The sequence below is a fragment of the Lentzea sp. NPDC036949 genome (assembly GCF_055608075.1).
In genome coordinates, this window is the sequence record NZ_JBVJRA010000011.1 from 87,163 (window position 1) to 111,066 (window position 23,904).

General features: G+C 71.6%; 19 protein-coding genes. 6 read left to right on the forward strand and 13 right to left on the reverse strand.

The features are described 5' to 3' along the window. Window positions 1–55: 55 nt before the first annotated feature. Window positions 56–235: a hypothetical protein gene (locus tag ACZ7CD_RS28445; RefSeq protein ID WP_360387671.1), complete on the forward strand. Its 180-nt coding sequence runs from the start codon at window positions 56–58 to the stop codon at window positions 233–235. Here the strand turns inward: ACZ7CD_RS28445 and ACZ7CD_RS28450 are convergent, their stop codons facing one another. From ACZ7CD_RS28450 to ACZ7CD_RS28460, 3 genes are read right to left on the reverse strand one after another with little or no spacing between them, the layout of a single operon-like run. Continuing rightward, complete coding sequence (locus ACZ7CD_RS28450) at window positions 236–1,414, reverse strand: cytochrome P450 (RefSeq protein WP_458433186.1); 1,179 nt, start codon at window positions 1,412–1,414, stop codon at window positions 236–238. After that, window positions 1,411–3,168, reverse strand: coding sequence for an FAD-dependent monooxygenase (locus tag ACZ7CD_RS28455; RefSeq protein WP_470380082.1), 1,758 nt, complete (start codon window positions 3,166–3,168; stop codon window positions 1,411–1,413). Before ACZ7CD_RS28455 ends, ACZ7CD_RS28450 begins: the two co-directional genes overlap by 4 nt. Then, window positions 3,165–4,661, reverse strand: a complete 1,497-nt coding sequence (locus ACZ7CD_RS28460; RefSeq protein WP_360387679.1) for a flavin monoamine oxidase family protein — start codon at window positions 4,659–4,661, stop codon at window positions 3,165–3,167. The genes ACZ7CD_RS28455 and ACZ7CD_RS28460 overlap by 4 nt, the downstream gene beginning before the upstream one ends. A 166-nt stretch (window positions 4,662–4,827) precedes the next feature. On the opposite strand from ACZ7CD_RS28460, the gene ACZ7CD_RS28465 reads away from it, so the two are divergent. Next, window positions 4,828–5,622 carry an alpha/beta hydrolase gene (locus ACZ7CD_RS28465; RefSeq protein ID WP_458433184.1) on the forward strand — a complete coding sequence of 265 codons (795 nt, stop codon included), beginning with the start codon at window positions 4,828–4,830 and terminating at the stop codon, window positions 5,620–5,622. A gap of 52 nt (window positions 5,623–5,674) precedes the next feature. Here ACZ7CD_RS28465 and ACZ7CD_RS28470 read toward each other — a convergent pair whose 3' ends face one another. The 7 genes from ACZ7CD_RS28470 to ACZ7CD_RS28500 are packed head-to-tail and all read right to left on the reverse strand — an operon-like array spanning window position 5,675 to window position 14,949. Continuing rightward, window positions 5,675–6,157: a flavin reductase family protein gene (locus ACZ7CD_RS28470; protein WP_360387684.1), complete on the reverse strand. Its 483-nt coding sequence runs from the start codon at window positions 6,155–6,157 to the stop codon at window positions 5,675–5,677. Then, on the reverse strand, window positions 6,154–7,389 hold the full coding sequence (locus tag ACZ7CD_RS28475; RefSeq protein WP_458433183.1) for a cation:proton antiporter: 1,236 nt from the start codon (window positions 7,387–7,389) through the stop codon (window positions 6,154–6,156). Before ACZ7CD_RS28475 ends, ACZ7CD_RS28470 begins: the two co-directional genes overlap by 4 nt. 5 nt (window positions 7,390–7,394) lie before the next feature. After that, window positions 7,395–8,942 (reverse strand): tryptophan halogenase family protein, encoded by a 1,548-nt coding sequence (locus ACZ7CD_RS28480; RefSeq protein WP_360387689.1) that lies wholly within the window; start codon window positions 8,940–8,942, stop codon window positions 7,395–7,397. A gap of 25 nt (window positions 8,943–8,967) precedes the next feature. Continuing rightward, window positions 8,968–9,978 carry a methyltransferase gene (locus ACZ7CD_RS28485; protein ID WP_458433181.1) on the reverse strand — a complete coding sequence of 337 codons (1,011 nt, stop codon included), beginning with the start codon at window positions 9,976–9,978 and terminating at the stop codon, window positions 8,968–8,970. After that, a complete protein-coding gene (locus tag ACZ7CD_RS28490) occupies window positions 9,975–11,213 on the reverse strand; it encodes an FAD-dependent oxidoreductase (protein ID WP_360387693.1) in 1,239 nt (412 codons plus the stop codon). Before ACZ7CD_RS28490 ends, ACZ7CD_RS28485 begins: the two co-directional genes overlap by 4 nt. After that, window positions 11,213–14,260 (reverse strand): ferritin-like domain-containing protein, encoded by a 3,048-nt coding sequence (locus tag ACZ7CD_RS28495; RefSeq protein ID WP_470380083.1) that lies wholly within the window; start codon window positions 14,258–14,260, stop codon window positions 11,213–11,215. The genes ACZ7CD_RS28490 and ACZ7CD_RS28495 overlap by 1 nt, the downstream gene beginning before the upstream one ends. Then, complete coding sequence (locus tag ACZ7CD_RS28500; protein ID WP_470380084.1) at window positions 14,257–14,949, reverse strand: class I SAM-dependent methyltransferase; 693 nt, start codon at window positions 14,947–14,949, stop codon at window positions 14,257–14,259. The genes ACZ7CD_RS28495 and ACZ7CD_RS28500 overlap by 4 nt, the downstream gene beginning before the upstream one ends. Before the next feature lie 203 nt (window positions 14,950–15,152). Between ACZ7CD_RS28500 and ACZ7CD_RS28505 the strand changes: the two genes are divergently transcribed. After that, window positions 15,153–16,757, forward strand: a complete 1,605-nt coding sequence (locus tag ACZ7CD_RS28505; RefSeq protein ID WP_360387702.1) for an FAD-dependent monooxygenase — start codon at window positions 15,153–15,155, stop codon at window positions 16,755–16,757. An 85-nt stretch (window positions 16,758–16,842) separates the two neighbouring features. Continuing rightward, window positions 16,843–17,535 (forward strand): class I SAM-dependent methyltransferase, encoded by a 693-nt coding sequence (locus ACZ7CD_RS28510; RefSeq protein ID WP_360387704.1) that lies wholly within the window; start codon window positions 16,843–16,845, stop codon window positions 17,533–17,535. A gap of 4 nt (window positions 17,536–17,539) precedes the next feature. On the opposite strand, the gene ACZ7CD_RS28515 is transcribed toward ACZ7CD_RS28510, so the two are convergent. Then, window positions 17,540–18,388, reverse strand: coding sequence for a helix-turn-helix transcriptional regulator (locus ACZ7CD_RS28515; RefSeq protein WP_458433177.1), 849 nt, complete (start codon window positions 18,386–18,388; stop codon window positions 17,540–17,542). 85 nt (window positions 18,389–18,473) lie between these two features. On the opposite strand from ACZ7CD_RS28515, the gene ACZ7CD_RS28520 reads away from it, so the two are divergent. Then, window positions 18,474–19,253 (forward strand): SDR family NAD(P)-dependent oxidoreductase, encoded by a 780-nt coding sequence (locus tag ACZ7CD_RS28520; protein WP_470380085.1) that lies wholly within the window; start codon window positions 18,474–18,476, stop codon window positions 19,251–19,253. A 344-nt stretch (window positions 19,254–19,597) separates the two neighbouring features. Beyond that, window positions 19,598–21,121: a non-reducing end alpha-L-arabinofuranosidase family hydrolase gene (locus ACZ7CD_RS28525; RefSeq protein ID WP_458433176.1), complete on the forward strand. Its 1,524-nt coding sequence runs from the start codon at window positions 19,598–19,600 to the stop codon at window positions 21,119–21,121. Between the two features lie 192 nt (window positions 21,122–21,313). Here the strand turns inward: ACZ7CD_RS28525 and ACZ7CD_RS28530 are convergent, their stop codons facing one another. After that, on the reverse strand, window positions 21,314–22,765 hold the full coding sequence (locus tag ACZ7CD_RS28530) for an amidohydrolase family protein (protein ID WP_470380086.1): 1,452 nt from the start codon (window positions 22,763–22,765) through the stop codon (window positions 21,314–21,316). A 132-nt stretch (window positions 22,766–22,897) separates the two neighbouring features. Next, the gene (locus ACZ7CD_RS28535) at window positions 22,898–23,902 is read right to left on the reverse strand and encodes a sugar ABC transporter substrate-binding protein (protein ID WP_458433174.1); all 1,005 of its coding nucleotides are present in this window, start codon (window positions 23,900–23,902) and stop codon (window positions 22,898–22,900) included. Window positions 23,903–23,904: the final 2 nt, after the last annotated feature.

A 23,904-nucleotide genomic window follows, 5' to 3' on the forward strand; every position in this document is an offset into this window, starting at 1 on the left:
AACCCGGCAGCTGGCGGGATCCTCGCGGAACCCCCTGGTCACTAGCGTTTCCGGCATGACGAACACCCGAACGAACAACAGCGCGACCCGTGCCCTGCTCTGGACCGCACTCGTCTTCTTCCTGATCGGCAACGTGGGCTCGCAGGTCCTCGGCCTCGGCATCGCCGTCACCATCGCCTTCGGCGTGCTGACCCTGCTGGCCGGCGCCGCCCTGGTCGCCGGCCGCAGGAGGTGATCAGCCGCGCCGCGTCACGACCACGCGGTGCGGGCCGTGGAACACGATGTCGTGCGGGAACTCCACCTCGCCCGTGCTGAAGCCGCCCAGCGCGGGCAGGAGCAGGCCGAGGCCGATCTCCAGCTCGGCGCGGGCGAGGGTGGCGCCGAGGCAGTAGTGGATGCCGAGGCCGAAGCCGGTGTTGCGGCCGCCGGGGCGGTCGAACAGCAGCGAGTCGGGTGCGGTGAACCGTGCGGGGTCGCGGTTGGCCGCACCGAGCACCACCATCACCTTGGCGCCGGCCGGGATGGGGTAGCCCGCGACGACGGCGTCCTCGTGGGCCCAGCGGCCGACCGCCTGCACGGGCGGGTCGAACCGGACCAGCTCCTCGACGGCCGCCGGGGTCACGCCGCGGCGCAGCTCGGCCAGCGCGGCCGGGCGGGCGGCCAGTGCCAGCACGGACTTGGCCAGGACGTTGGTCGTCGTCTCGTGCCCGGCGGTCATCAGGTGCACGCAGGTGCCGACGATCTCGTCCGACGACAGCGGTTCGCCGCGCGTCTGGGCCGACACCATCAACGACACCAGGTCGTCGCCGGGGTCGGACCGGCGTTTCTCCACCAGTGTCAGGAAGTAGTCGCGCAGCTCCTGGGCGGCGCGGTCGGCGACGGCGTGCGCGTCCGGGTTGGCCGCCGCGCGGACGCTGCTGGCCTGCTGGAGGTCGACGGCCATCGCGCGCAGCCACCCCCAGTCCGCGCGCGGTACGCCGAGCAGCTCGGAGATCACCAGGATCGGCAGCGGGGCTGCGAACCGCTCCACCAGGTCGAACGTCATCGGCAGGCCGGCCAGGAGCTCTTCGGCGATGGCGGCGATCCGCGGCCGGAGGTTCGTGACGACCGAGGGCGAGAACTCCTTGGTCAGCACCGACCTCAGCTCGGTGTGCCGCGGCGGGTCGAGGAACACCAGCCAGTTCTCGACCATCGTGCGCAACGCCGACGACCGCGTCACCGGACTGCCACCGCCCGAGGGGGACCGGCGGCCGAATGCGGGGGAGGTCAGCACCTGCACGGCGGCGTCGTGGCCGAACACGTAGCAGGTGCCGTCCGCGAAGTGCACGGGTCCGGCGGCCAGGTACCGCGCGAACACCGGGAACGGGTCGCGCAGGTCGGCGTCCGACCAGTCCCGCAACGAGAACGGCTTCACCGCGCACCTCCGCGCACGACGTCCGCCACGGAACCGGCGTCCGCGGGCAGCTCGGTGCCGCGCCACGCCACGTGCCCGTCCGGCCGCACCAGGACGAACGGCCGCTCGTAGGCCTGCGCGATCTCCGGCTGGTCCAGCCGCACCGCGTTGAACGGGATTCCGCGCGACTCGAACGCCGCCGTGAACTCGCCGAGCCGGTCGGAGTCCGCGAAGTGCACGAGCACGAACCCGTCCCCGAACAGGTCCAATGTGGACATCGACTCCTTCACCCACGCGTGCGGCGCGCGGGAACCCGGCCGGGTGTTGGGCCTGCGGTCCTCGACGTTCTCGGCCGTGGGGTCGTCGATCACGAGCGGTGACCCGGCGTAGGTGAAGCCGAGGTGGATCTCCGGCGCGTCGAACTCGCGGGCCACGCCGCCGCGCTGAAGGCCCTCGCTGATCTTCGCCCGCATCGCCGCGCCCTGCGGGGTGTCGTCGTTCAGGAAGGGCGGGACCTCGCGCCGCATCGCCCGTTCCAGGTTGCGGTTGGCCTCCTCCAAGCCCTCGAACGCCACGGGCTGACGTTCCAGTGTGTAGCTGTCGAGCAGGCCCGGTCCGGCCCAGCCGCGCAGTTCCGCTGCGAGCTTCCAGCCGAGGTCTGCGGCACCGCAGATGCCGGTGTTCATGCCGAAACCGCCCGACGGCGACAGCGTGTGCGCCGAGTCGCCGACGAGGAAGACGCGCCCGGAGCGGAAGTTCTCCGCAACCCGGTGCACGAGGTGCCATTCGTTGTCGGACAACACCTCCACCGGCGTGTCGAACGCGATCGCCGTGCGCACCAGCGTCTCGGCGTCCTGCGTCGACTCCGGCGACCCCTGCAGGCCGACGGTCAGCCGGTACAGCCCGCGCCCGTCCAGCGCGCGGACCGGGAACCGCAGCGCCGAGGAGATCATCAGGTAGTAGAAGTTCGCGACCGCGGACCCCAGCCGCTCACGCAGTTCCGGCGCCTGGAACAGGATGTTGCGGAACACGAGCGTGTCGTGCACCGGCGGGGCGGCGATCCCGAGCTGCTTGCGGATCGGCGAGCTCGCGCCGTCGCACGCGATCAGGTACCGCGACCGCACCGAGGTGCCGTCGCTCAGCACCGCGAGCACACCGGCCGGGTCCTGGGTGAACGACTCCAGCCGCGTGCTCATCCGCACCGGTCCGTCCGGGTGCACGCCGACCGCCTTGCGCAGCAACGGACCGAGCCAGTGCTGCGGGCAGATCGCGTCCGGTTCCGGGGTGTGCCGGAAGTCGGGGCGGGTGCCCATCGTGTGGCGGTCCAGCCGGAACAGCTCGTGGCCGCCGATGCGGGTGGTCCACACGCAGTCCAGCGGGTGGTCCTCCGGCCAGCCGGAGTGGCGGATGTCGTCGGCGATGCCCCAGCGGCGGAAGAACTCCATGGACCGCGGCCCGATGCTGGAGACCTTGGGGTGGCTGACGCTGCCGTCACCGGCTTCCACGAGGACGAAGTCCACGCCGCGGGACCGCAGCTCCAGCGCGGTGGCCATGCCGGTCGGACCGCCGCCGACGATGACGACCTCGGTGTCGAGCACGGTGTTCTCCTCGATGTTCGTGCTGTGACTCGTGCCGTGGTGCGCGCCGCGGTTCGTGCCGTCGTTCATGCCGCGGCTCACGCCGTGGTCCGTTCCGTCGTTCATGCCGCGGCTCACGCCGTGGTCCGTTCCGTCGTTCATGCCGCGGTTCGCGTCGTGGCTCGTGCCGTCGTTCATGCCGCACCACCGCGCATGCGGCGGTAGCCGGACGCCGCCAGCGGGCGTTCGAGCGGGGTGGCCGCGTGGATCTCCTGCGCCGCGGCCAGACCGGACTCGATCGCGCCCTCGATCCAGGCCGGGTAGGTGGAGCAGTGCTCACCGGCGAAGAACAGCGTGCCCTGCGGTGCGGCCGCCAGCGCCCGTTCCTCCTCGGAGGTCGCGACGTCCTTGCTCCACCGCACCGACGCGGCGCCCATGCTGGAGAAGTCCTCGCCCCACGCCTGGGTCACCACGTCGAGCACCATCCCCGGCGCCTTGAGCTCGGGGTGGATGCGGCTCAGCTCGTCCAGCACCACGCGTTCGCGTTGCTGTGCGGGCAGTTGCCCCAGCGCGTCCGCGTCCGGGCCGATGGTGTAGCTGGCGAGCAGGGCCGCGCCGAGCCGCGGGTCGCTCTCGACCGGCGGGTAGTAGGTCTGGCGGACCAGGCCGCCGGTGAACGAGCCGCCGCCGCTGATGCCGTCGCTCTCCCAGAACGGTTCCCGGCAGTGCACCGCGACCTTGGTGGCCGGCCAGTACTGCATGTCGTGCACGGTCGCGAGCTTGTCGTCGTCGAGCCCGCTCAGCCGCATCCGCCGCACCACCGAGAACGGCACGGTGCACAGCACGTAGTCGCACTGGCTCGCGACGACGTCCAGGCCGCGCCGGGTCTCCACGACCACGCCGTCCGGGCGCACGTGCAGGCCGACCACCTCGCGGCCGCGGTGCACCGGGCCGCGCAGGCGTTCGGCCAGCCGCACGGGGATCTGGTCCATGCCGCCCTCCAGCCGGAACAGCGCGGAGGACGTCTCGACGGTGATGTCGTCGAAGAAGTGCGCGAGCCGGCTGCGCGCGGCGAACTTCGGGTTGCCCGCGAAGAACCGGTTGACGTCGACCCGCTCCACCCCGCCGGTGCTCGCGAGGAACGGCCGCACGTCGATGCCGTCGAGCAGGTCCAGCAGCTCGAGGTTCAGGTCGCTGTGCACGGTGGTGCGGAACGCGCCGGGCGCGACGGCGTTGACGCTGGCGGTCAGCCAGGCCGCCGCGAGCACGGACTCCTCCCGGTACTCGCCGGGCGGCAGGCCCTCGCGGAACTCCTCGACCAGCACCTTCGTGGCCTCGCGCACCCGGAAGTGCCCGGAGCGGGTCTCCAGGTAGCTGGCGTCGTCGGAGAACAGCGTGCGGAACTGCCGCACCCGGTCGCTCAGCCCGAGCAGGTCGATCCACTGCATGGTCCGGTGGTGCGAGGCGGGGATGCGCATGGCACCCAGCTCGGCGAGCGGGCCCCTGCCGACGAACCCGTGCGTGCGCACCCGGCCGCCGACCGCGAGCCGTGCCTCCAGGACCTGGACGCTGTGGCCCAGCCGCTCCAGCTCGTGCGCCGCGACCAGGCCGGCGACCCCCGCGCCGAGCACGGTGACGCGCTTGGGCCGCTGCTGCCAGTGGGGTACGCCCGACAGTACGTTCGTGTGCACCGGACTCATGGCTGAATCGTCGCGCTCCCGCGGACGGCCCCACATCCCCCAGCGCACCCCGGCCTCACCCGTTCATACCGCACGACACAACGGTTTCCGCGGTCACGGGCGCGCGGTGCTCCGTCCACCGCCGACACTGGGGCAAACTCTCGTGAGGAGGCCTGGCATGCCAGTGCGCACCGCTGATCTCGACCAGCGCACGACCACTGTGCGCGGACACGACGGCCTGCGGTTGGCCGCGACCACCGTCCTGCCCGCCGGAGAGCTGCGGTGCACGGCCCTGCTGCTGCACGGCGAGGGCTCCGACCGCGACCAGGGCGGGTTCTACCTGCGGCTCGCCACCGAACTGGCCCAGCTCGGCGTCGCCACCCTGCGCGTCGACCTGCCCGGCCACGGCGCCAGCGAGGGCACCCAGCAGGAGCTCAGCCTGTCCGGTCTGCTCAACGTCATCAGCGCCGCGCTGGCACACCTGCGCGACCACGTGGGTGCGGGTCCGGCCGCGCTCGTCGCGACCGGCCTGACCGGCGGTGTCGCCGCCGGGTACGCCGCACGGCGCGGTGACGAGGTCGCGAAGGTCGTGCTGTACAACCCGCTCATCGACTACCAGGAGCACTTCGCCGACGCCCACCCCGCGTGGTCGCGCGGTTTCCTGGGCGAGGAGGCGGCACGCGCGCTGCTCGCCGACGGGCACCTGCGGGTCTCCGACACGTTCGTCGTCGGCAGGGCGATGCTGAACGAGGTCTTCTGGTTGCAGCCGCGCGGCGTGCTGCCGGTGGTCACCGCCCCGACCCTCGTCGTGCACGGCACCGGCCCGACCGCGGTGCCGGTGTCCTCGTCGCGCACCGCGGTGGAGGCGCTCACCTGCCCGAGCCGGCTGGTCGAGATCAGCCCGCCGGTCGACGCGCACTGGCAGGCCCCGGCGATCCGGGTGACCGCGGAGTGGCTGCTCGGCCAGCACTGACGCACGACGAGGAAGGGCCCCTGGAATTCGCCGCCGCGGCAGGGGCCCTTCCTCACGCCATCTGCGGCCAGGAGGCGTACTGCCGCAGGCCGTAGAGCAGCGGCTGCGCGGCCGACCGGTGCACGACCCGCGCCACCCTGCCGAACACCACCACGTGCGTGCCGGTGCGGTGCATGTGATCGACCTCGCAGTCCGCCGCGGCGTGCGCGTCGTCGACCAGGTGCGGCCCGCCGACGGACTCCGGGCGTTCCCAGGAGATCCGCTCGAACCGCGACGGGTCGCCCGACGAGAACAGCTCCGCGGCCGGCCTGGCACCGTCGTGCAGCAGGTTCACGCTGAAGGAACCGTTGTGCACCAACGCGTCCAGCGTCGGGCTGAGGTACCGCAGGCACACCAGCAACGTCGGCGGGTCCAGCGACACGCTCGACAACGACGACACCGTCATGCCCCACGGCGTGCCGTCCCGGTCGAAGGCGGTCACCACCGCGACACCGGTCGGGAACGCCGCCATCAGCGAGCGGAACTGGGTGCTCACAACGGGACCTCCTCTCGGGCCGCGCCGACCCGCCGGGTGACGAGGTCGAGCAGCGGGCCGGTGAGCGCGGTGGTCACCAGCGCCATCACCAGCAGGGCGACGAACAGGCCGGGCGTGAGCAGGCCGGCGGTGAAACCGACCTGCAGCACCACGATCTCGGTCAGCCCGCGGGTGTTCACCAGCACGCCCACCCGCAGAGCGGTGACCCGGTCCTCGCCGCCCCAGCGCGCACCGGCGTACCCGCCGCCGACCTTGCCCGCGACGCCGAGCACGACCGCCAGCACCACGCCGACCCACGGGAACGCGGAGACCCCGCTGGTGGACAGCGTCGCGCCGGCCACCACGAAGAACACCGGCACGAACGCGCGGCCCACGCCGCTGACCAGCGTGACGACCCGCGACCACGCCTCGGTTCCCGGCACCGTGAGACCGACGAGGAACGCGCCGAAGATGGCCGTGAGACCGAGCGAGTGCACCGCCGTTCCCGCACCGAGCGCCACGACGGCGAGGACGAGCGCGGTCGTGCGCGGCCGTGCGGCGGCGAACGCCTCGGCCGGTGCCGAGCCGAGCGCCCGGTGCCCGGCCCACGCGACGAGCCCGCCGGCGGCGATGGTCGCGAACGCGAGCCACACGCCACCGAGACCACCGGCGGCGAGACCGAGCGCGACGGTCAGCAGCAACCACGCCGGCGTGTCGATCAGCACCGACGCCATCATCGACAGCGCCGAGGCACGCCCCAGGTCCGAGCGCTCCTCCAGGATGCGCGCCAGCACCGGCACCGCGGTCACGGACATGGCGACCGCGAGCATGATCACCAGCGCGGTGGCCGGTGCGGTGCCGCGCACGTCCGCTGGTGCCAGCCAGACCGCCCAGGCGGCGAAGACGAGACCGGTCAGCAGCGGCACCGCGAACGCACCGAGGCTGATCCGGCCCAGCGCCCGGCCGCGCCACCCGCCCGCACCCCGGTCGAGGTGGTGCACGACGCCGACGAGGAACAGCACCAGCCCCGCCTCACCGACCTGCTTCAGCGGACCGGTGACGGCCGCGGGCAGCACGGCGGTGAACACGCCCCTGCCGAACGCGGCCAGCAGCACCGGTCCGAGCAGGATGCTCAGCGCGATCTCCCCGACCACGGTGGGCATCCGCAGCAGCCGCGCGAGGCGCCGGCCCAGCCACGCGACCGCGAACACCGCGGCCAGCAGCACGAGCAGGTGGATCCCGTTCTGCACCACCGCCGTCACCTCGCCTGGTGCAGCTGCGCGAAGTACTCGTACTGCGTGGGCAACGTCCGTGCGAGCTCCGCGGCCTGTTCCGCGACGAGCTTGAGCTCGTGCTGGGCCGACGACGGGTCCATCAGGCCCAGCGCGGGGGAGGACTTCAGCGGAAGACCGCCCAAGCCGAGCAGCATGCACACGTAGGAGTAGGACTCGAACCCGTGGTAGTGCGGGAACACGGACTCGTTGTCCGGCAACCGGGTCTGCCAGCGCTCCAGCCGCTCGGCCAGCCCGTCGGGCAGCGGCCGGGTCTTGGTGTCCTTCCAGTACTGGTTGTCCTGGCGCTTGGCGGCGTAGTAGTGCACGACGAGGAACTCGCGCACGCCGTCCATCACGTTGTTGACCAGCCTGTTGTAGGCGGTGCGCAGGCCGTCGTCCCAGCGCGCGTCCGGGAAGTGCTTCACCAGCTGCTCGATGCCGTGCTGGATGAAGAAGATGCCGGTGGACTCCAGCGGCTCGACGAACCCGCTGGACAGCCCGATCGCGACGCAGTTGTTCACCCAGTGGCGGCGGCTGCGGCCGATGCGCATCCTGATGTGGTTGGCCTCGGCGTCCTGCGCGGCCGGGCCGACGAACGCGCGCAGCGTCCGCTCGGCCTCCTCGGGCGTGGTGTAGTCGCTGGCGTAGACGTAACCCGTGCCGATGCGGTCGAACAGCGGGATCGTCCAGATCCAGCCCGCCTCCTGCGCGGTGGCCGTCGTGCACGGCCGCAGCCCGCGGTTCTCCATGTCCTGCGGCACGCGCAACGCGACCGCGCTGTCGTTGGGCAGCGAGGACTGGTAGGACTCGAACGGCTCCTGCAACGCCTTGCCCAGCAACAGGCTGCGGAAACCGGTGCAGTCGATGAACAGGTCGCCGGTGAGGTTCCCGTTGTCCCTGGTGACGACGTGGCTGATCCAGCCGCGGTCATCGAGCGCCACGTCCTGCACGTCGTCCAGCACGTGCTTCACACCCCGCGCGACCGCGTAGTCGCGCAGGTAGTTCGCGACCAGCGTGGCGTCGAAGTGGTAGGCGTACGGGAACTGCGTGGTCTGCTCGGCGAGGGTCGTGCGGTACGTGCTGCGCTCGCCCAGGCCGCCCTCGAACAGCTCGCCGTCGAGGTGCCGCGGCGACTTCAGGTCGTCGCACAGCGTGCCGACCAGGAAGCAGTCCTTGTCGAAGCGGTCCGACTTCCGCTCGCGCAGCCACCAGTCCGTCAGCGGGAAGCCGTCGACGACGCGCTGCCGCTCGAACGGGTGGTAGAAGTGGTGCCCGGGCTCACGCCAGTTCTCGAACCGGATGGCGAGCTTGTAGGTCGCGTTGCACGCGGGCATCCACTCCTTCTCCTCCAGGCCGAGGTACTCGAAGAAGTGCCGGACCGTGCTGAACGTCGCCTCGCCCACGCCGATCGAGCCGACGCGGGCCGACTCGACGAGCGTGACGTCGACCCGGTCGCCGAAGGCGGCCGTGAGGTAGGAGGCGGTCATCCAGCCGGCCGTGCCGCCACCGACGACAACTACGTTCTTCAACATCTTCGGTCAGTCCTCCGGTTCGTGGTTACTCGGCGACGGCGTGGATCAGGCTCTGCGGTGACGAGGTCGGCGTGACCTCGACCCGGCGCAGGCCCGACCGCCGCAGCAACGCGTCGTAGTGGTCGAGGTCGCGCTCGCGGCCGGAGTTGACGGCGAGCATCCCGAGGTCGAGCAGCGGGGCGAAGCCCGGTTCGCCCATCGGCCCGAGCGGCATCTCGACGACGACCACCCGGCCGCCGGGGCGCAACGCCCTGCGGCAGTTGGTGAGGATCTCGACGCACGCGTCGTCGTCCCAGTTGTGCAGGACGGCCTTGAGCAGGAACAGGTCGCCCTCCGGGACGGCGTCGAAGAACGAGCCGCCGGCGAACGTGCAGCGGTCGGCGAGACCGGCCTTCTCCGCCTCGGCCACCGCGGTCGGCTCCACCGTCGGCAGGTCGAAGACGACGCCCCGCAGCTCCGGGTTCGCCCTCAGCAGCGGGTGCAGCAACGCGCCGTTCGCGCCGCCGACGTCGACCGCCGTGGTCAGACCGGTGGTGTCGAGCAGGTCGCCGATCTCCCGCGACAGCCCGTCGGTCAGCTCGGACATGGAGCTGGAGAACCGTTCCCACTCCCGCGGGTTCGCCTGGAAGTAGGTCCAGATGTCACTGCCCAGCGCGGCACCGGTCTGCGGCTCGCCGGCGCGCACGGCGTCCGGGAACCGGCCCCAGGACAGCCAGTGCCCCGGTGAGCCGTGCACGATCGCGATGTCGCGGAACGACCCCGGCGCCCCTTCGCGCAGCGTCTCCAGCAACGGGGTGCTGAGGAACTTGCCGTTGTCGTAGGTCACGAGCCCCTGCGCTGCGCAGGCGCGCAGCAACCTGGTGGTCGTGCCCGCGTCGACGCCGATCAGCTCCGCGATCTCCGCGCCGGTCAGCGGACCGTCGGCGAGGTGGTCGGCGAGCTTGAGGTCGGCGACGGCGTGCACGATCTGGGTGACCCAGTACCCGGTGATCATCTGCATCATCCGTGCCTGCGGTGGCATTCCCGGTGCGGTCATCGGGCGGTCTCCTCCGGCGCTGCGGCTTGGGTGCGAACGTGTTCTGGCCGGAATCCGAGCCCGATGACGCGGCTCATCAGCCATTGGGCGACGCCGAGCTTCTCGAAGACCTTCGGGGCGGGCGGCTGGCCCGACCCGTCGAGCGCCTCGTCGATGCCGAACTTCTGGGTGGCGCGCTGCAGTCCCTGCGACAACGCGACGGCGCGTTTGCGTCGTTTGCGCACCCGCGCGAGCAGCCCGTCGTCGAAGGGCTCTCCGTTCTGCTTGCGCAGCAACGCCTCCGTGAGGATGTTGGCGGTGGCGACCGCGTCCTGCACGGCGAGGTTCACGCCGAAGCCCGCGACCGGGGACATGGCGTGCGCGGCGTCGCCGATGAACAGCAGACCGGGCTCGTGCCAGCGCTCCAGCCGGTCGATCCGCGCCTCCAGCGGGCTCAGCTGGTCCAGGGAGGACACCTCGTGCGCCCGGTCGGCGAGGAACGGCACCAGCTCGGCGAGGTCCGCGCGGAACTTGTCGAGGCCTTCGCGGCGCACCTTGTCCATGCCGCCGGTGGACGTCTCGTAGGACATCTGCCAGTAGGTGCGGCGGTCGGTGGCGCCGAAGATCTTGCCGTTGCCGATCCGCACGCAGATGCCCTCGTCCGGATCGGTGTCCCTGCGGGAGATCCGGAAGAAGATGACGTCGAGAGAGCGGCCGATCAGCGTGGGCTCGAACCCCGCGTCCCGCCTGATCACCGAGTGCCGCCCGTCGGCCGCGACCACGAGCGTCGAGCGGATTTCCCGCTCGCCCTCGGGGCCGCGCACGCGCAGGCCCGCCACCCGGCCGTCGCACCGCACCACGCCCAGCGCCTCGGTCTTCATCAGCAACCGGAACCCCGGGTACCGCTTGGCCTCGGCGGTGATGAGGTCGAGGAAGTCCCACTGCGGCACGAAGGCCATGTACGGGTAGGGGACCCGGAGCCGGCGGAAGTCGGCGATGTCGATCCGCTTGCCGTCCTGCACCACGCCGATCGTGCTGACCTTCTGGTGCGGCAGCTCGTGGAACCTCTCGATCAGGCCGAGCTCGTCGAGGATCTGCAGGGTGGCGGGGTGCACGGTGTCACCGCGGAAGTCACGGTGGAAGTCGGCGTGCTTCTCCAGCACCACGACGTCCACACCGGACCGGGCGAGCAGCAGCCCGAGCACGGCACCGGCCGGGCCTCCGCCCGCGATGCACACGGTCGTCGTCTCGGCCATCACAGGTCCTTCAGGTCCATGGTGCGCAACGAGTCGCCGATGAAGGCGAGCAGGTCGGCGACGGTCGGGGTGAGGCCGAAGCCGACGCACTTGCGGGCGAGGTCGGCCACCTCGTGGAACTCGCGGGCCATCCACTCGACAGCGACGTCGGGCCGGGAGATGTACTCCGGGGTGGAGTCGAGCTCGAACGACGGTCCCGCGGTGCGGCCGGGCCGCCCGGACGGCAGCGTGACGACCAGCTCGCCCAGCGGCCGCAGCACACCGGTCATGATGTCCAGCGACCAGTTCATCAGCCGCGAGCGGCGCAGCGACTTGTCCGGGCTGTAGCCGAAGTGCTGCACCATCAGCTGCATCGCGAGGAAGTACGACCGGTTGAACGCCTTCACCGCGATGCGGGCCGGCTCGTGGGTGATGTGGTCCATCGCCGGGTTGCCGGGCTTCAGCGTGGGGTTGCGCATCACCGGGTAGGCCGGGTTCCACGGGATCTTGCGGCCGTTGGGGCCCTTCGCGCGTTCCGCGATCAGCAGCTCCGAGATCCGCAGGAACGTGTCGAAGTGCGACTCCTCCTCCGGCAGCGTCGAGGGGATGTGCCCGCCCTCGCCGTGCTCGGTGACGAAGTCGATGGCGAACACGGCGCTCGCGACGTCGTCGACCTCCAACTGGTAGTCCGGGTGCACCGCGTTGACCGACTCGCGCATGAACAGGTGGTGCGCACCGCCGCCGCGGCCCTTCTTCACCAGGAACACGCCGGGAACGGCCTGGACGCCCTCGCGGATCGCCGCGTACAGCTCGCTCAGCGACCCGTACTGGTACGGCTCGCCGTCCGCGCGCAGGAGCGCGGAGTCGTTGCCCTCGATGTCGTCGATCAGGTCGTGCGGCTGTTCCAGTGCCACGAACCGCTGCACGCTCGCGAGGTTCAACGGCTCCAGCGAGAACTCCAGCGGCACGCACACCTGGCTGTTGAACGTGCCGAAGTCGAGCTTGGGCAAGTGGAACGGCCGGCCCATCGCCATCAGGATGTTGTTGATCGCGAGGAAGTGCATCATCTCCTCGCGGGCGACGGACATCAGGCTGCCGCGGATGCCGTTGTTCCACGTCTCGGTGCCCTCGCCGCACGCGGTGAGCAGGTGCTCCTCGGTCCACTCACCGCGCTCGACCAGCTTCCGGCCGGCACCGTGCGTGGGCACGCTGTAGGCCGCGTAGAGGTACTGGACCATGGTGGCCAGCTCGATCGCCGCGGCCTGGTGGAGCGCGTGGAGCAGCTGGTCCTTGGTCGTGATGGTGCCGAGCTTGCGCTGCTGGGGGACGAAGGTCGGCGGTGTCTGCCGCCGGTCGTCGTCGGCGAGCAGGTAGCGCAGCATCAGGCGGATCTGCGGCGCGCTCATGTCCCGCGTCGGCGGCATGTAGAACGTCTTGCCCTTGTGCTCGGGCGCGGACACGTGCCAGATCAGCCGGGCGTAGGGCTCGACCTTGAACTCGTCGGCGAGGCTCAGCACCTCCGAGCGCATGAACGAGTACTGCAGCTCGTAGTAGGCGAGCGCCTCCCGGTACAGCGTGGGGAAGGTGATCTCCTCGTCGGGCAGGTCGTCGAGGTGCCAGTGGTCCGGCAGCACCCGCACGGCCACGGACCCGACCGCCGACCAGTAGCCCTGCTCGTCGTTGTTGTCGTAGCGCTCGGCCGCCGTGGTGCCGCGCGGTTCCGGCGTGGTCTCCGGGCGCAGCAGCACCCTCGTCGCACCGCCGCGCACGCCCTTGAGCGTGATGGTGCCGCGACCGTGCTCGTCGGTCGAGAGCACCAGGTCGGGCCGGTACTCGGACTGGCCGGCCGGCAGGAACGCGACGAGCTGCGCGGTGTCGCGGTCCTGCGCCAACGGCAGCGCGGCCGGGTTGACGTGCTGCCCGACGTGGATGCGGTCGACGCGGGCCGGTGCGCCGCGCACGTAGGAGCGGACCGGGATCTCGACCGCGTGGTCCTCGCCGGTCCCGGTGTTCTCGTGCTCCAGGAACAGCGCGGCCTCGTCGGACTCGACGACGACCTCCTCCTCGCGGGACAGGACGGTGCCGTCGGGCGCGGTGAGCACGAGCGGTTCGGCCGGGTCGCCGGTGCCACCGTCCACCCTGGACACGACGACCACGCCGGACGTGCGCGCGTCCTCGGCGGGGGGAATCGTGGCGAGCAGCGTGCCCGACGCCGTGCGCACCTCCAGGCCGGTCCGCGACCACGCGGTGACCAGGTTCGCGGTGACGTGCGACTCGGTGAGGTGCACGGAGGCGTTGGGCAGCGCGGACCCGGTGGTGCGCGCGGTGAGCAGCCGCCCGGCGGGGGAGGTGCGCAGCTCGTGGCGGCGCCAGGGCGCGATCGTCCCGCGCAGCCGCCAGACGTCCGGCTGGCCCACGCCGGTGGGTTTCATGTCGGTGATCGAGAACTGCACCACGAGGCCGTCGGCGTCGTCCTCGGCCACCGCGCGCAACCGGGCGAGCGCGGGGGAGTCCGCTGCGCCGTCGAGCCAGTGCAGGCCCTCGGTCTTGTCCACCACGAACTGGTGCAGCACGGTGTGGAACTGGTTCCAGCGCGGCGGGCACAGGCCGTTCACGTCACCGGTCACCAGGTACGGGACGTCGTGCGAGCGCCCCGACCGGCCGAGTGCGAGCTGGCCGACCATCAGCGTGGTGGTCCAGTTGGAGGCGGGGTCGACGTCGAAGACCCGCGAGCGGTTCGCCGTGCCCGCCGTGTAGTCGCAGAAGTGGCCCCAGAAGTCGAGCTGCCGGCCGACGACGAGGTCGTCCGCGCCCACCTCACCGGCGGCCAGCTCCGTGCCGACGACCTCCGCGTCGACCCAGAAGTGGCCGTTGCCCTCGAAGTTGTGGCCCTTCGACTCGCCCAGGAAGTCGTAGTAGTCCTGCACCGGGCGGTCGGTGTCGAACACGCCGTCGGCGTCGATGGCCCGGTTGCTCTCCAGGTCCAGCCACCCCGCGCGCGGCCCGGTGGGCAGGCGGGTGACGGCGGAGCCCGCGAAGTGCAGGCGGGGCAGGTCGAAGACGCTCATGCGTTGTCCCAGACGACCGCGCTCATCGTCGGGATGAGGTCCTTCGTGATCCGCACGCCGGGCAGCGCCTTCTCGTACTGCAGGCGGAACTCCGTGTCCGTGAGCGGCATCGCGGCGGCGCTCATCTCCAGCCAGCGCGGGTGCAGCATCATCCGCACCGAGTCGCACGCGGCGTCGACGTCACCGGACACGTCGTAGATGATCTTGCCGGTCTCGAACGCGTAGGCGCTCTGCTCGCTCGGCGCCGCGGCACCGTCGGGCTGGGTCACGTCGACCACCACGAGCCGGCCGCCGGGGGCGACGAGGCCGCGCAGCACGGGCAGCACCTCGTCGGCGGGTCCCATGTGGAACACCGCGTTGACCGACATCACCAGGTCGAACTGCCCGTCGCGCTCGGGCGTGAGGTCGACGGCGTTGCGGCACTCGTAGCGCACCGGCACCCGCGTCCGCTTGGTGGCGGCGATGTCGAGCATCTTCTGCGACAGGTCGACGCCGACCACCTCGTCGTACCGGCTCGCGAGCAGGCCGCAGTTGTTGCCGCTGCCGCACCCGGCGTCGAGCGCGCGGCGACCTCCCGGCAGCTGCTCGACGAGCCACGACCGCACCGGGCTCGTGGCGGCGTCACGGATCACCGTGAACCGCTCGTAGAGCTCGGCCAGGTCATCAAAGTACGCTTCCGGGGCGCTCATTGAGGTTCCTCGACTTCCGGCGGTCCACGACGTGACGGCCTCCACCATCGGACGTCGGGCGGTCCGCTGATAAGGACCTGCCGGAGAACCTGCGCGCTCGCGCAGGGTGGCCCCCCGATCCCGTTCCACGGCGGGCGATGTGGTGCGTCCGCGCAGGTCGCAATACTGCGATCGCACATTCGCCGACGTGAACGAGGAAGCCGATGCGCGACGAACGCGACTGCGACGTCCTGGTGGCGGGCGCGGGACCGACCGGTCTCTGCGCCGCCCTCATGCTCGCCCAGCACGGCGTGCGGGTGCGGGTGGTCGACGCCGGGTCGGGCCCGGTGGAACAGGCGCGTGCCGCGATCGTGCACGCCCGCACCCTGGAGCACTTCGACCGGCTCGGGGTCGCGGAGGCGGCCGTCGCCCGCGGCCTGCCGATCACCGACGTCGCGATCCACGAGGCCGGCCGGCACGTGGGCGACATGCCGCTCGCCGGTGAGGGCAGCGCGGACCAGACCCGGTTCCCCTACGCGCTCGCGCTGGAGCAGTTCGAGACCGAGCGGGTGCTCGTGGAGGCGTTGAAGGAGCACCACGTCGAGGTCGAGTGGAACACCGCCGTGGCGGACCTGGCCGACTCCGGCACCGAGGTCGCCGTGACCACCGTGCAGGGGCGCACGATCACGGCCCGCTGGCTGGTCGGCGCGGACGGGGCGAGCAGCGTGGTGCGCGGGCTCGTCGGCCAGTCGTTCGACGGCGAGACCTACGCCCAGGCGGGCATGCTCGCCGACGTCACGCTCGACGTCGACCTGGGCGTGCGGGGGATGCGGCTCAACCTGACCCGCGGCGGTTTCGTCGGCATCCTGCCGCTGGCGTCCGGGCGCTGCCGGCTCTTCGGCGTGGTGCCGCCGGAGCTGAGCCAGGCGCCTGCGCAGAAGAACCCCACGCACGAGGCCTACGCGCCGCTGCCGCCCGCGGACCTGCAGCAGTGGTTCGAGAACTACTTCAAGGTCGACGCCCGGCTCAAGGACGTCGTGTGGGCGTCGATGTTCCGGTTCCACAGCCGGATCGCCTCGAAGTTCCGCGTCGGCAACGTGTTCCTCGCGGGCGACGCCGCGCACATCCACAACCCGGCCGGTGGCCAGGGCCTCAACCTCGGTGTCGGCGACGCGGTCAACCTCGCCTGGAAGCTCGCGCAGGTCGTCAACGGCGAGGCGCCCGAGTCGCTGCTCGACACCTACGAGTCGGAACGCCGCCCCATCGCGCGGACCGTCCTCAAGCGCACCGACCTCGGGTTCAAGCTGGAGACCGGGAACAGCGCGGTGGCGGTGTGGATGCGCACGCACGTGGCGACCCGCGTGGTCGGCGTGGTGTCCCGGCTGGCGCCGATCCGCCGGATGTTCTTCCACATGTTCTCGCAGCTGTGGATCAGCTACCGGGGCTCGGCCGCGGTCGGCCCCGGCACCGGGCCGCTGCGGCCGGGCGACCGCGCGCCGTACGCCGAGATCCGGCCCACCCCGGACGGGGCGAGCAGCGTGCTGGACCTGACCCACGGCGCCGGGTACCACGTGCTGCTGTTCGGCGCGCAGGGCCTCGACACCGACGGGCTGGCCGCACGGCTCGACGACCGGTACACCGCCGCGATCACCACCCACGTCATCCCGCCGGAGGAGGAGGCCGCCCACCGCGGGTACCAGGTGAACGGCCCGCTGCTGGTGCTGGTCCGGCCGGACGGGCACGTCGCCGCGGTCGCGGACCCGTCGTCGGTGCAGGGCGTGGTGGACCACCTCGACACCGTGCTGACCCGCGTGCGGTCCGCGGTCTGACCCCGCGCGGGGTCCATGCTGCGCAACCGCGTGGGATCGTTTCCACCTGGTGTTCCCGGTCCGTCCTGCTCACCAGACTGTGCCCATGACACAGAGCGAGAAGACCGACGAGTCCCGCGGCTTCACGGACCCCGAGTACTGGAACTTCATGTACGACGAGGGGACCGCGCCGTGGCTCATCGGCGGGCCGCAGCCCGCGATCGTCGAGCTGGAGCGGCAGGGCCTGGTCCGCGGCCGCGTCCTCGAACCGGGCTGCGGCTCCGGTGAGCACACCACCCTCTTCACGAAGCTCGGCTACGACTCCCTCGGCGTCGACCTGTCCCCGAGCGCCATCGCCTACGCCCGCCGCACCGCGGCCGAACGCGGGGTGCCCGAGGCGCGGTTCGAGGTCGCGAACATGCTGCGGCCGCAGGACCACCCGTTCCTGTCGGGCGGGTTCGACACGGTCGTGGACGTGGCGCTGTTCCACGGGTTCGGCGCCTACGGCGACTCGGGTCACGCACAGGCGTACGCGCAGGTGCTGCACTCGCTGACGAACCCCGGCGCGCTCGTGCACATCCTCGCCCACTCCGACGCCGCGCCGGGGCTGAGCTCCAGCATCGGCGAGGGCGTGATCCCCGCGGCGTTCATCGACGGCTGGGTGGTCGAGAGCGTCGAGGCCGCGAGCTACCAGGGGTTCATCACCGAGCAGATCTCCGCGGTGGCCGTGCAGCGCGGCCTGCCCGCGCACGGGCCCGTCGAGCTGGCGGCGTGGCTCGGCCGGGTCCGCAGGCTGTGACCGGTCAGGCCCTGTCGCTGGTGTCGAAACCCTGTGCCGCCACCACGTTCAGCAGCGCCAGCGCCTCGGCGTCGGGTGACCCGGCCGGTGCGCTGTAGAGCACGAGGTGCTGGTCGCTGTCGGTGAGCGCCAGCGAGTCGCAGTCGACGGTGATCCTCCCGACCAGCGGGTGCCGGAAGCTCTTGCTGAGCACGGTCGGCGACTGCACGTCGTGGCGTTCCCACCGCCGCGCGAACTCGGCGCTGCCCTCGCACAGCTCACCGACCAGATCGGAGATCACCACGTCGGCCGGGTACCGGGCGAGGGTGGCGCGCAGCTGCATGACGACGTGGTGGCGGAACTCCGTCGCGTCGGAGACCCCGTACAGCGCGGGCCCCGGTGTGAGGAACGCGCGGCGCGCGAGGTTGCGGTCCCGCGGGGCCAGGACGCGGAAGTCCTCCATCAGCGCGGCCATCAGGTCGTTGCACGCGAGCACCTCGAACGCCGCCGAGACCACCATCCCGGCCGTCTGCGGCAGCCGGTCGAGCAACGCGAGGACGCTCGGCCGGACGTCGCGCCGGTGCACCGCCGTGCGGCTGGGCGCGGTGCCCGCGAGGACGTGCAGGTGGTCGGACTCGGCGCCGGTCAGCCGCAGCGCGCCCGCGATCCCGGCGAGCACCTCGGCCGACGGGCGCGGGGCCCGTCCCTGCTCCAGGCGGACGTAGTACTCGGTGGAGATGTGCGCGAGCACCGCCACCTCCTCGCGCCGCAGGCCCGCGGTCCTGCGGCGCGGGCCGGACGGGAGACCGACGTCCTGCGGCCGGAGCCGGGCGCGCCGGCTGCGCAGGAACGTGCCGAGCTGCTGCTTGTCCATGCCCCGAGTATCCGCGCCGCGAACGGGCCCAGGGTGGTACAGCCTGTGCCTGCCTCCGGTGCGCCGGCGGCCCGACGCTGGAGCCATGACGAACTCCGACACCACTCCGGCCGGGCTGCTCACCGGCAAGGTCGTGCTCATCACCGGCGCCAGCCGCGGCATCGGCGAGGCAGCGGCCCGGCTGTTCTCCCGTGAGGGTGCTGCAGTCGTGCTGGCCGCCCGCGGAGCCGACGCCCTGGACCGCATCGTCACCGGCATCCGCGCCGAGGGCGGTGTCGCCGACGCGGTCGTGGTGGACCTCGCCGACCGCGACAGCATCCGCGCCGCCGTCGACCGGGTCGAGCAGCTGCACGGACGGCTCGACGGCGCCTTCAACAACGGTGCGGTGGTGCAGCAGCCCGGCCCGCTCGACACGACCAGCGACGAGACGATCGACGAGCAGTTCGTGGTCAACTTCCGCGGCCACTGGACCGCGATGACCGCCGAAGCCGCCCTCATGCGCAAGAACGGCGGCGGCGCGATCGTGAACACCTCCAGCATCGGCAGCCGCCGCGCGAACCCCGTGCTGCCCGCCTACGGCGCCATGAAGCGCGCGCTCAACAGCCTCACCGAGAGCGCGGCCGTGACGTGGGGCCGGGAGGGCATCCGGGTCAACGGCATCACGCCCGGTGGCACCGAGACGGCGATGATCGACGAGTGGGAGGCGGCGACCCCCGGCGTCGTCGAGCAGCTCACCGCCACGATCCCGGTGGGCCGGATGGCGCAGCCCCGCGAGGTCGCCGAGGTGGCGGCGTGGCTGCTGAGCGACCGGGCCGCGATGGTGACCGGTGCGCTGGTGCCGGTCGACGGCGGTGCGGGCGCGTAGCCACCGCGCAATTGCGCGCACCTCGCGGTTCCGCGCTTTTAGCGGAAGCTAAAGGAATGCGGGTTCTTTTAGCTTCCGCTAAAAGCAGCAGGATGTGGCGGGCTTGATCGTGTTAGCGTTCACATTGGTTCTTGACCAGTCGCAGATCGTGCCTCAGAGTTTGCTGTGTGCGTTCGACATCTGCGGTGAAGACAGCCCGGTCTCCGGGGTCGTCGTCGAATTGTCGAACGCTCACATAGAGGCACTTTCATCACAGGGCGCGCGATGACCACTCGGCGCAAGAGGTCGCTCGGACGTTGCCCGTGCCGCAGTTCGCCCACACCTCGACGAAGAGGAGCACGCCCGTGGTCAGGACAGACCATCACCCGCCCACCGCACTTCCCCAGACCCGCAGGCGCCGTGCCGCCGGCGTCACCGCCGTGATCGGCGTGCTGCTCGGCGGGTTGCTGGTGGCGGTCAACGCGGCGCCCGTGTCGGCTGCGACCGTCGACACCACCGCCTGGTACGTGCTGGTCAACCGCAACAGCGGCAAGGCGCTGGACGTCTACAACCTCGCCACCGGTGACGGCGCGCGCATCACCCAGTGGAGCCGCAACGACGGCAACCAGCAGCAGTGGCAGTTCGTCGACTCCGGTGACGGCTACTACCGGGTGAAGTCCCGCCTGTCGAGCAAGGTGCTCGACGTCCACAACTTCTCGACCGCGGACGGCGGCAACGTCGTCCAGTGGTCGGACCTCAACGGCACCAACCAGCAGTTCCGCCTCGCTGACTCCGACGGCGGCCACGTGCGGCTGATCAACCGCAACAGCGGCAAGGCCGTCGAGGTCCAGGGCGCCTCCACCGCCGACGGCGGCAACGTCGTGCAGTACAGCGACTGGGGCGGCACCAACCAGCAGTGGCAGCTCGTGCGCGTCGGTGGCGACACCGGCCCCACCACCACGACGAGCAACAACCCCGGCCAGTGCTCCCTGCCGTCGACCTACCGCTGGTCCTCGACCGGCGCGCTGGCGCAGCCGCGGCAGGGCTGGGTGTCCCTCAAGGACTTCACCCACGTCATGATCAACGGCAAGCACTTGGTCTACAGCACCACGCACGACACCGGGACCAGCTGGGGCTCGATGAACTTCACCCCGTTCACCAACTGGTCGGACATGGGGTCGGCGAGCCAGAACGCGATGAACTCCGGCACCGTCGCGCCCACGCTGATCTACTTCGCCCCGAAGAACATCTGGGTGCTCGCCTACCAGTGGGGCGGCACCGCGTTCACCTACCGGACGTCGAGCGACCCCACCAACCCGAACGGGTGGTCGTCGCCGCAGGTGCTCTCCACGGCGAGCATCAGCGGCTCCGGCACGGGACCCATCGACCAGACGCTCATCGGTGACGGCCAGAACATGTACCTGTTCTTCGCCGGCGACAACGGCAAGATCTACCGCCAGGTCATGCCCATCGGGAACTTCCCCGGCAGCTTCGGCTCCTCCTACACGACCGTCATGAGCGACACGACGAACAACCTGTTCGAGGCGCCCGAGGTCTACAAGGTCCAGGGCCAGAACCAGTACCTGATGATCGTCGAGGCGATCGGTGCCAACGGCCGCTACTTCCGGTCGTTCACCTCCAGCAGCCTCAGCGGTTCCTGGACGCCGCAGGCGGCCACCGAGAGCCGTCCGTTCGCCGGCAAGGCGAACAGCGGTGCCACCTGGACCAACGACATCAGCCACGGTGACCTGATCCGCACCAACCCCGACCAGACCAAGACGATCGACCCCTGCAACCTGCAGCTGCTGTACCAGGGCCGCAACCCGAGCTCGGGTGGCGACTACGGCAAGCTGCCGTACCGGCCGGGTGTGCTGACGCTGCAGCGCTGACCGACCTTTTCACGAATCTGAACACCTGAACGGTTTCTCCGCCGGACTTCCTGAGTCCGGCGGGGAAACCGTTCTCGCTATTCATGGCTCATTCCGTTCACATACCGGAATCGGTCCGCAGTTCCTGGACGCCCATACCGGAGGCGTTCACCCGCGCCGTGCTCGACCTGTGAACGCCTCCGTGCCCCCGCGTCAGCCGGCGGGAGGCGTGAGCACCCCGCCCGCCGCCGCGCGGATCCGCAGCGACGAGGCCGTGGCGTCGCGCACGATCCGGTCCACGTCGTAGCCGGCCAACCGGCCGCCGCGCTTCACGAACTCCCCGTCGACGAGCACGGTGTCCACGTTGGCGGGCGTGGCCGACTGCACGAGCGCGGTCTCTGGCAGCCCACCCGGCGCGATGTTGACGTCGGTGGTGCGCACCAGGACGAGGTCGGCGCGCTTGCCGACGGTGATCGACCCGGTGACGTCGCCCAGGCCCAGCGCGCGGGCGCCGTTGATGGTCGCCATCTCGATCACCCGGCGGAACCCGATCTCCGGCAGGTCCGCGGTGGGCGTGCCCTGCCACGGGATTCCCGTCGTCCAGGCCACCCGCATCGTCTCGAACGGGTCCGGCGGCGCGATGGACGTGGCGTCCGACGACAGCGACACCGGCAGCCCGGCCGCGTTCATGCGCAGCAGCGCCGCCCTCGGGTCACCGGCCGCGCCGAGGCGGAACTCCGAGTGCGGCGCCCAGCTCAGCGGCGTGGCGGTGCGCACCAGGACCTCGATGTCGCTGTCGAGCGCCGTGACGTAGTGGCACAGCAACGTCTTCGGCCCCAGCCACCCGCGCCGCTCGTAGTCGGCGGCGTCCACGATCCGCGGCGGCGACTGGCCCGCGTGCACCGACACCGGCAGCCCGCGGCCCAGCACCGCGTCCATGTCGGCGAAGAAAGCGCTCTCATCGCTCTGCGACAGCCCGCGCACGCTGACCCCGAGGTGCACGCGCCCGTCGAACGCGGTGCCACCCGCGAAGTACTGCTGCCGCACGCGGTCCACGTCGGTCAGGTCCACCGGCACGTCCCGCGGCATCTGGTCCACGTGGCCGTAGGAGAACCGAGCGCGCAGCAGCCCGTCGCGGTGCGCCCGCAGCTCGGCGTCGGCGTGCGCGGGGGAACGCGTGTTGTTGCACCAGTTGTGGACGGTGGTGACGCCCGCGTTCGCCAGCTCGGCGAGCCCGAGCAGCACGCTGCGGTAGTGGTCGGCCGGTTCGTACAGCGCCGACGTGGCCCGCTTCGCCGCGAAGTACGGGAAGCCGTCGGCCACGAAGTTGCGGCCCAGCGCGCTCCACATGTGGTGGTGGGTGTTGACGAACCCCGGCGCGACGATCATGCCGGTCGCGTCGACGACCTGCGCGTCCGGTGCCTTCAGGCCGAGGCCGACCGCGGCGATCCGGCCGTTCTCGACGAGCACGTCACCGCGGGGCAGCACGCCGAGCGCGGGGTCGACGGTGACCACCGCGCCGCCCCTGATCAGCAGGCGGCCCCGGTGCGGGCCGGGACCGGCGGGTGTTGTCCCCGGCTCGGTGGCCGCTGCCGTCGCGGAACCCGCCGCGGACACGGCGAGTGCGGCACCCAGGGACTTGGTGAGCGTCCTGCGGTTGATCATGGGACCTCCAGGGCTGGGACTCGGACGAGTCATGCTCACCTGGGACTTCCGCCCCTGTCACCGTGCTGCCGCGGCCGCTGGACCAGGCGGTGGAAGGCGCTTACCGCGCCTGGTCCAGCCGGCGTGCCCCGCTCACCGAGCCTCGTGCAGCGGCCGGATGTGCCGTTCGGCGTGGGCGGTCAACGCCTCCACCTGGGGCCGTGCCGCGTCGAGCCGCGCCTCGGGACTCGACTGGCGGGCGATGACCTGGTCCACGTTGGCCCGCGTCACCAGCAGCCCCGGCGCCACGAACCAGCCCTCCGGCAGCGGGCGGCCGTTCTTCGCGTGCGCGGCGAGCAGCCAGCCGGCCACCGCGCCCTTCACGAAGTGCTCCGCCGACACCGACGCGAACAGGTGCCCGTCCTTGACGCCCTGCAGCGCCTTCGGGTCCACGCTGAACGCACCGGCCAGCCACCGCGCGCCCCTCGCGGCGTGCACGGCGGCGAGGTTCACCGCGTCGACGTCGCCGGCGCCGAGGAACGCGAGCGCGTCCGGGTTCGCGTCCACGACCCGCTGCCAGGTCGCGAGGTTCGCCTGCGCGTCCCTGCCGGTGTCGAGCGGGCCCATCACCCGCAGCTTCGGCAGCCGTTCGGTGAGCCGGGCCCGCATGCCGGCCGACCGCTGGTCCAGCGCGGGCATCGCGGGGGAGTTGCTGCCGATCACCACGGTGCCCGCGGCGTCGGGCGGGAGCCGCTCCACGGCGGCGTCGGCGAGCAGCTGGCCCATGTCGTAGCTGTCGTTCTCGATGAGCAGCTCGACGTCGGCGCCCGGCGCGATCTGGCCGCCGGCGACCGCGATCACCGGGATGTCCTGCTCGACCAGCCGCGCCATCGGCCCCGCGAGCAGCTCCGGTGCCACCGCGGACACCCCGATGCCGCCCCTGGCCCGCGTGGCGAGGTCCCTGAGCAGCTCGACCTGGCGCAGGCCGTCGTGCGTGGCCGGGCCGGTGGTCTCGGTCCGCACGCCACCGACCAGCTGCGCGCCCGCGGTGAACCCGTCGCTCATCTCGCGGGAGAAGTCGCGCGAGGTGTTCTGCGACAGGAAACCGATGGTCGGCGGATCATCGGACGTCTGCCCGGTCGTGCACCCGCTCACCACCA

Bases quoted from the DNA above. Each gene is read 5' to 3' on its own strand.
- ACZ7CD_RS28495 (WP_470380083.1), bottom strand. From the start codon at position 14,260: ATGAGCGTCTTCGACCTGCCCCGCCTGCACTTCGCGGGCTCCGCCGTC.
- ACZ7CD_RS28520 (WP_470380085.1), top strand. From the start codon at position 18,474: ATGACGAACTCCGACACCACTCCGGCCGGGCTGCTCACCGGCAAGGTC.
- ACZ7CD_RS28465 (WP_458433184.1), top strand. From the start codon at position 4,828: ATGCCAGTGCGCACCGCTGATCTCGACCAGCGCACGACCACTGTGCGC.
- ACZ7CD_RS28480 (WP_360387689.1), bottom strand. From the start codon at position 8,942: ATGTTGAAGAACGTAGTTGTCGTCGGTGGCGGCACGGCCGGCTGGATG.
- ACZ7CD_RS28485 (WP_458433181.1), bottom strand. From the start codon at position 9,978: ATGACCGCACCGGGAATGCCACCGCAGGCACGGATGATGCAGATGATC.
- ACZ7CD_RS28455 (WP_470380082.1), bottom strand. From the start codon at position 3,168: ATGAACGACGGCACGAGCCACGACGCGAACCGCGGCATGAACGACGGA.
- ACZ7CD_RS28505 (WP_360387702.1), top strand. From the start codon at position 15,153: ATGCGCGACGAACGCGACTGCGACGTCCTGGTGGCGGGCGCGGGACCG.
- ACZ7CD_RS28500 (WP_470380084.1), bottom strand. From the start codon at position 14,949: ATGAGCGCCCCGGAAGCGTACTTTGATGACCTGGCCGAGCTCTACGAG.
- ACZ7CD_RS28515 (WP_458433177.1), bottom strand. From the start codon at position 18,388: ATGGACAAGCAGCAGCTCGGCACGTTCCTGCGCAGCCGGCGCGCCCGG.
- ACZ7CD_RS28530 (WP_470380086.1), bottom strand. From the start codon at position 22,765: ATGATCAACCGCAGGACGCTCACCAAGTCCCTGGGTGCCGCACTCGCC.
- ACZ7CD_RS28510 (WP_360387704.1), top strand. From the start codon at position 16,843: ATGACACAGAGCGAGAAGACCGACGAGTCCCGCGGCTTCACGGACCCC.
- ACZ7CD_RS28445 (WP_360387671.1), top strand. From the start codon at position 56: ATGACGAACACCCGAACGAACAACAGCGCGACCCGTGCCCTGCTCTGG.
- ACZ7CD_RS28490 (WP_360387693.1), bottom strand. From the start codon at position 11,213: ATGGCCGAGACGACGACCGTGTGCATCGCGGGCGGAGGCCCGGCCGGT.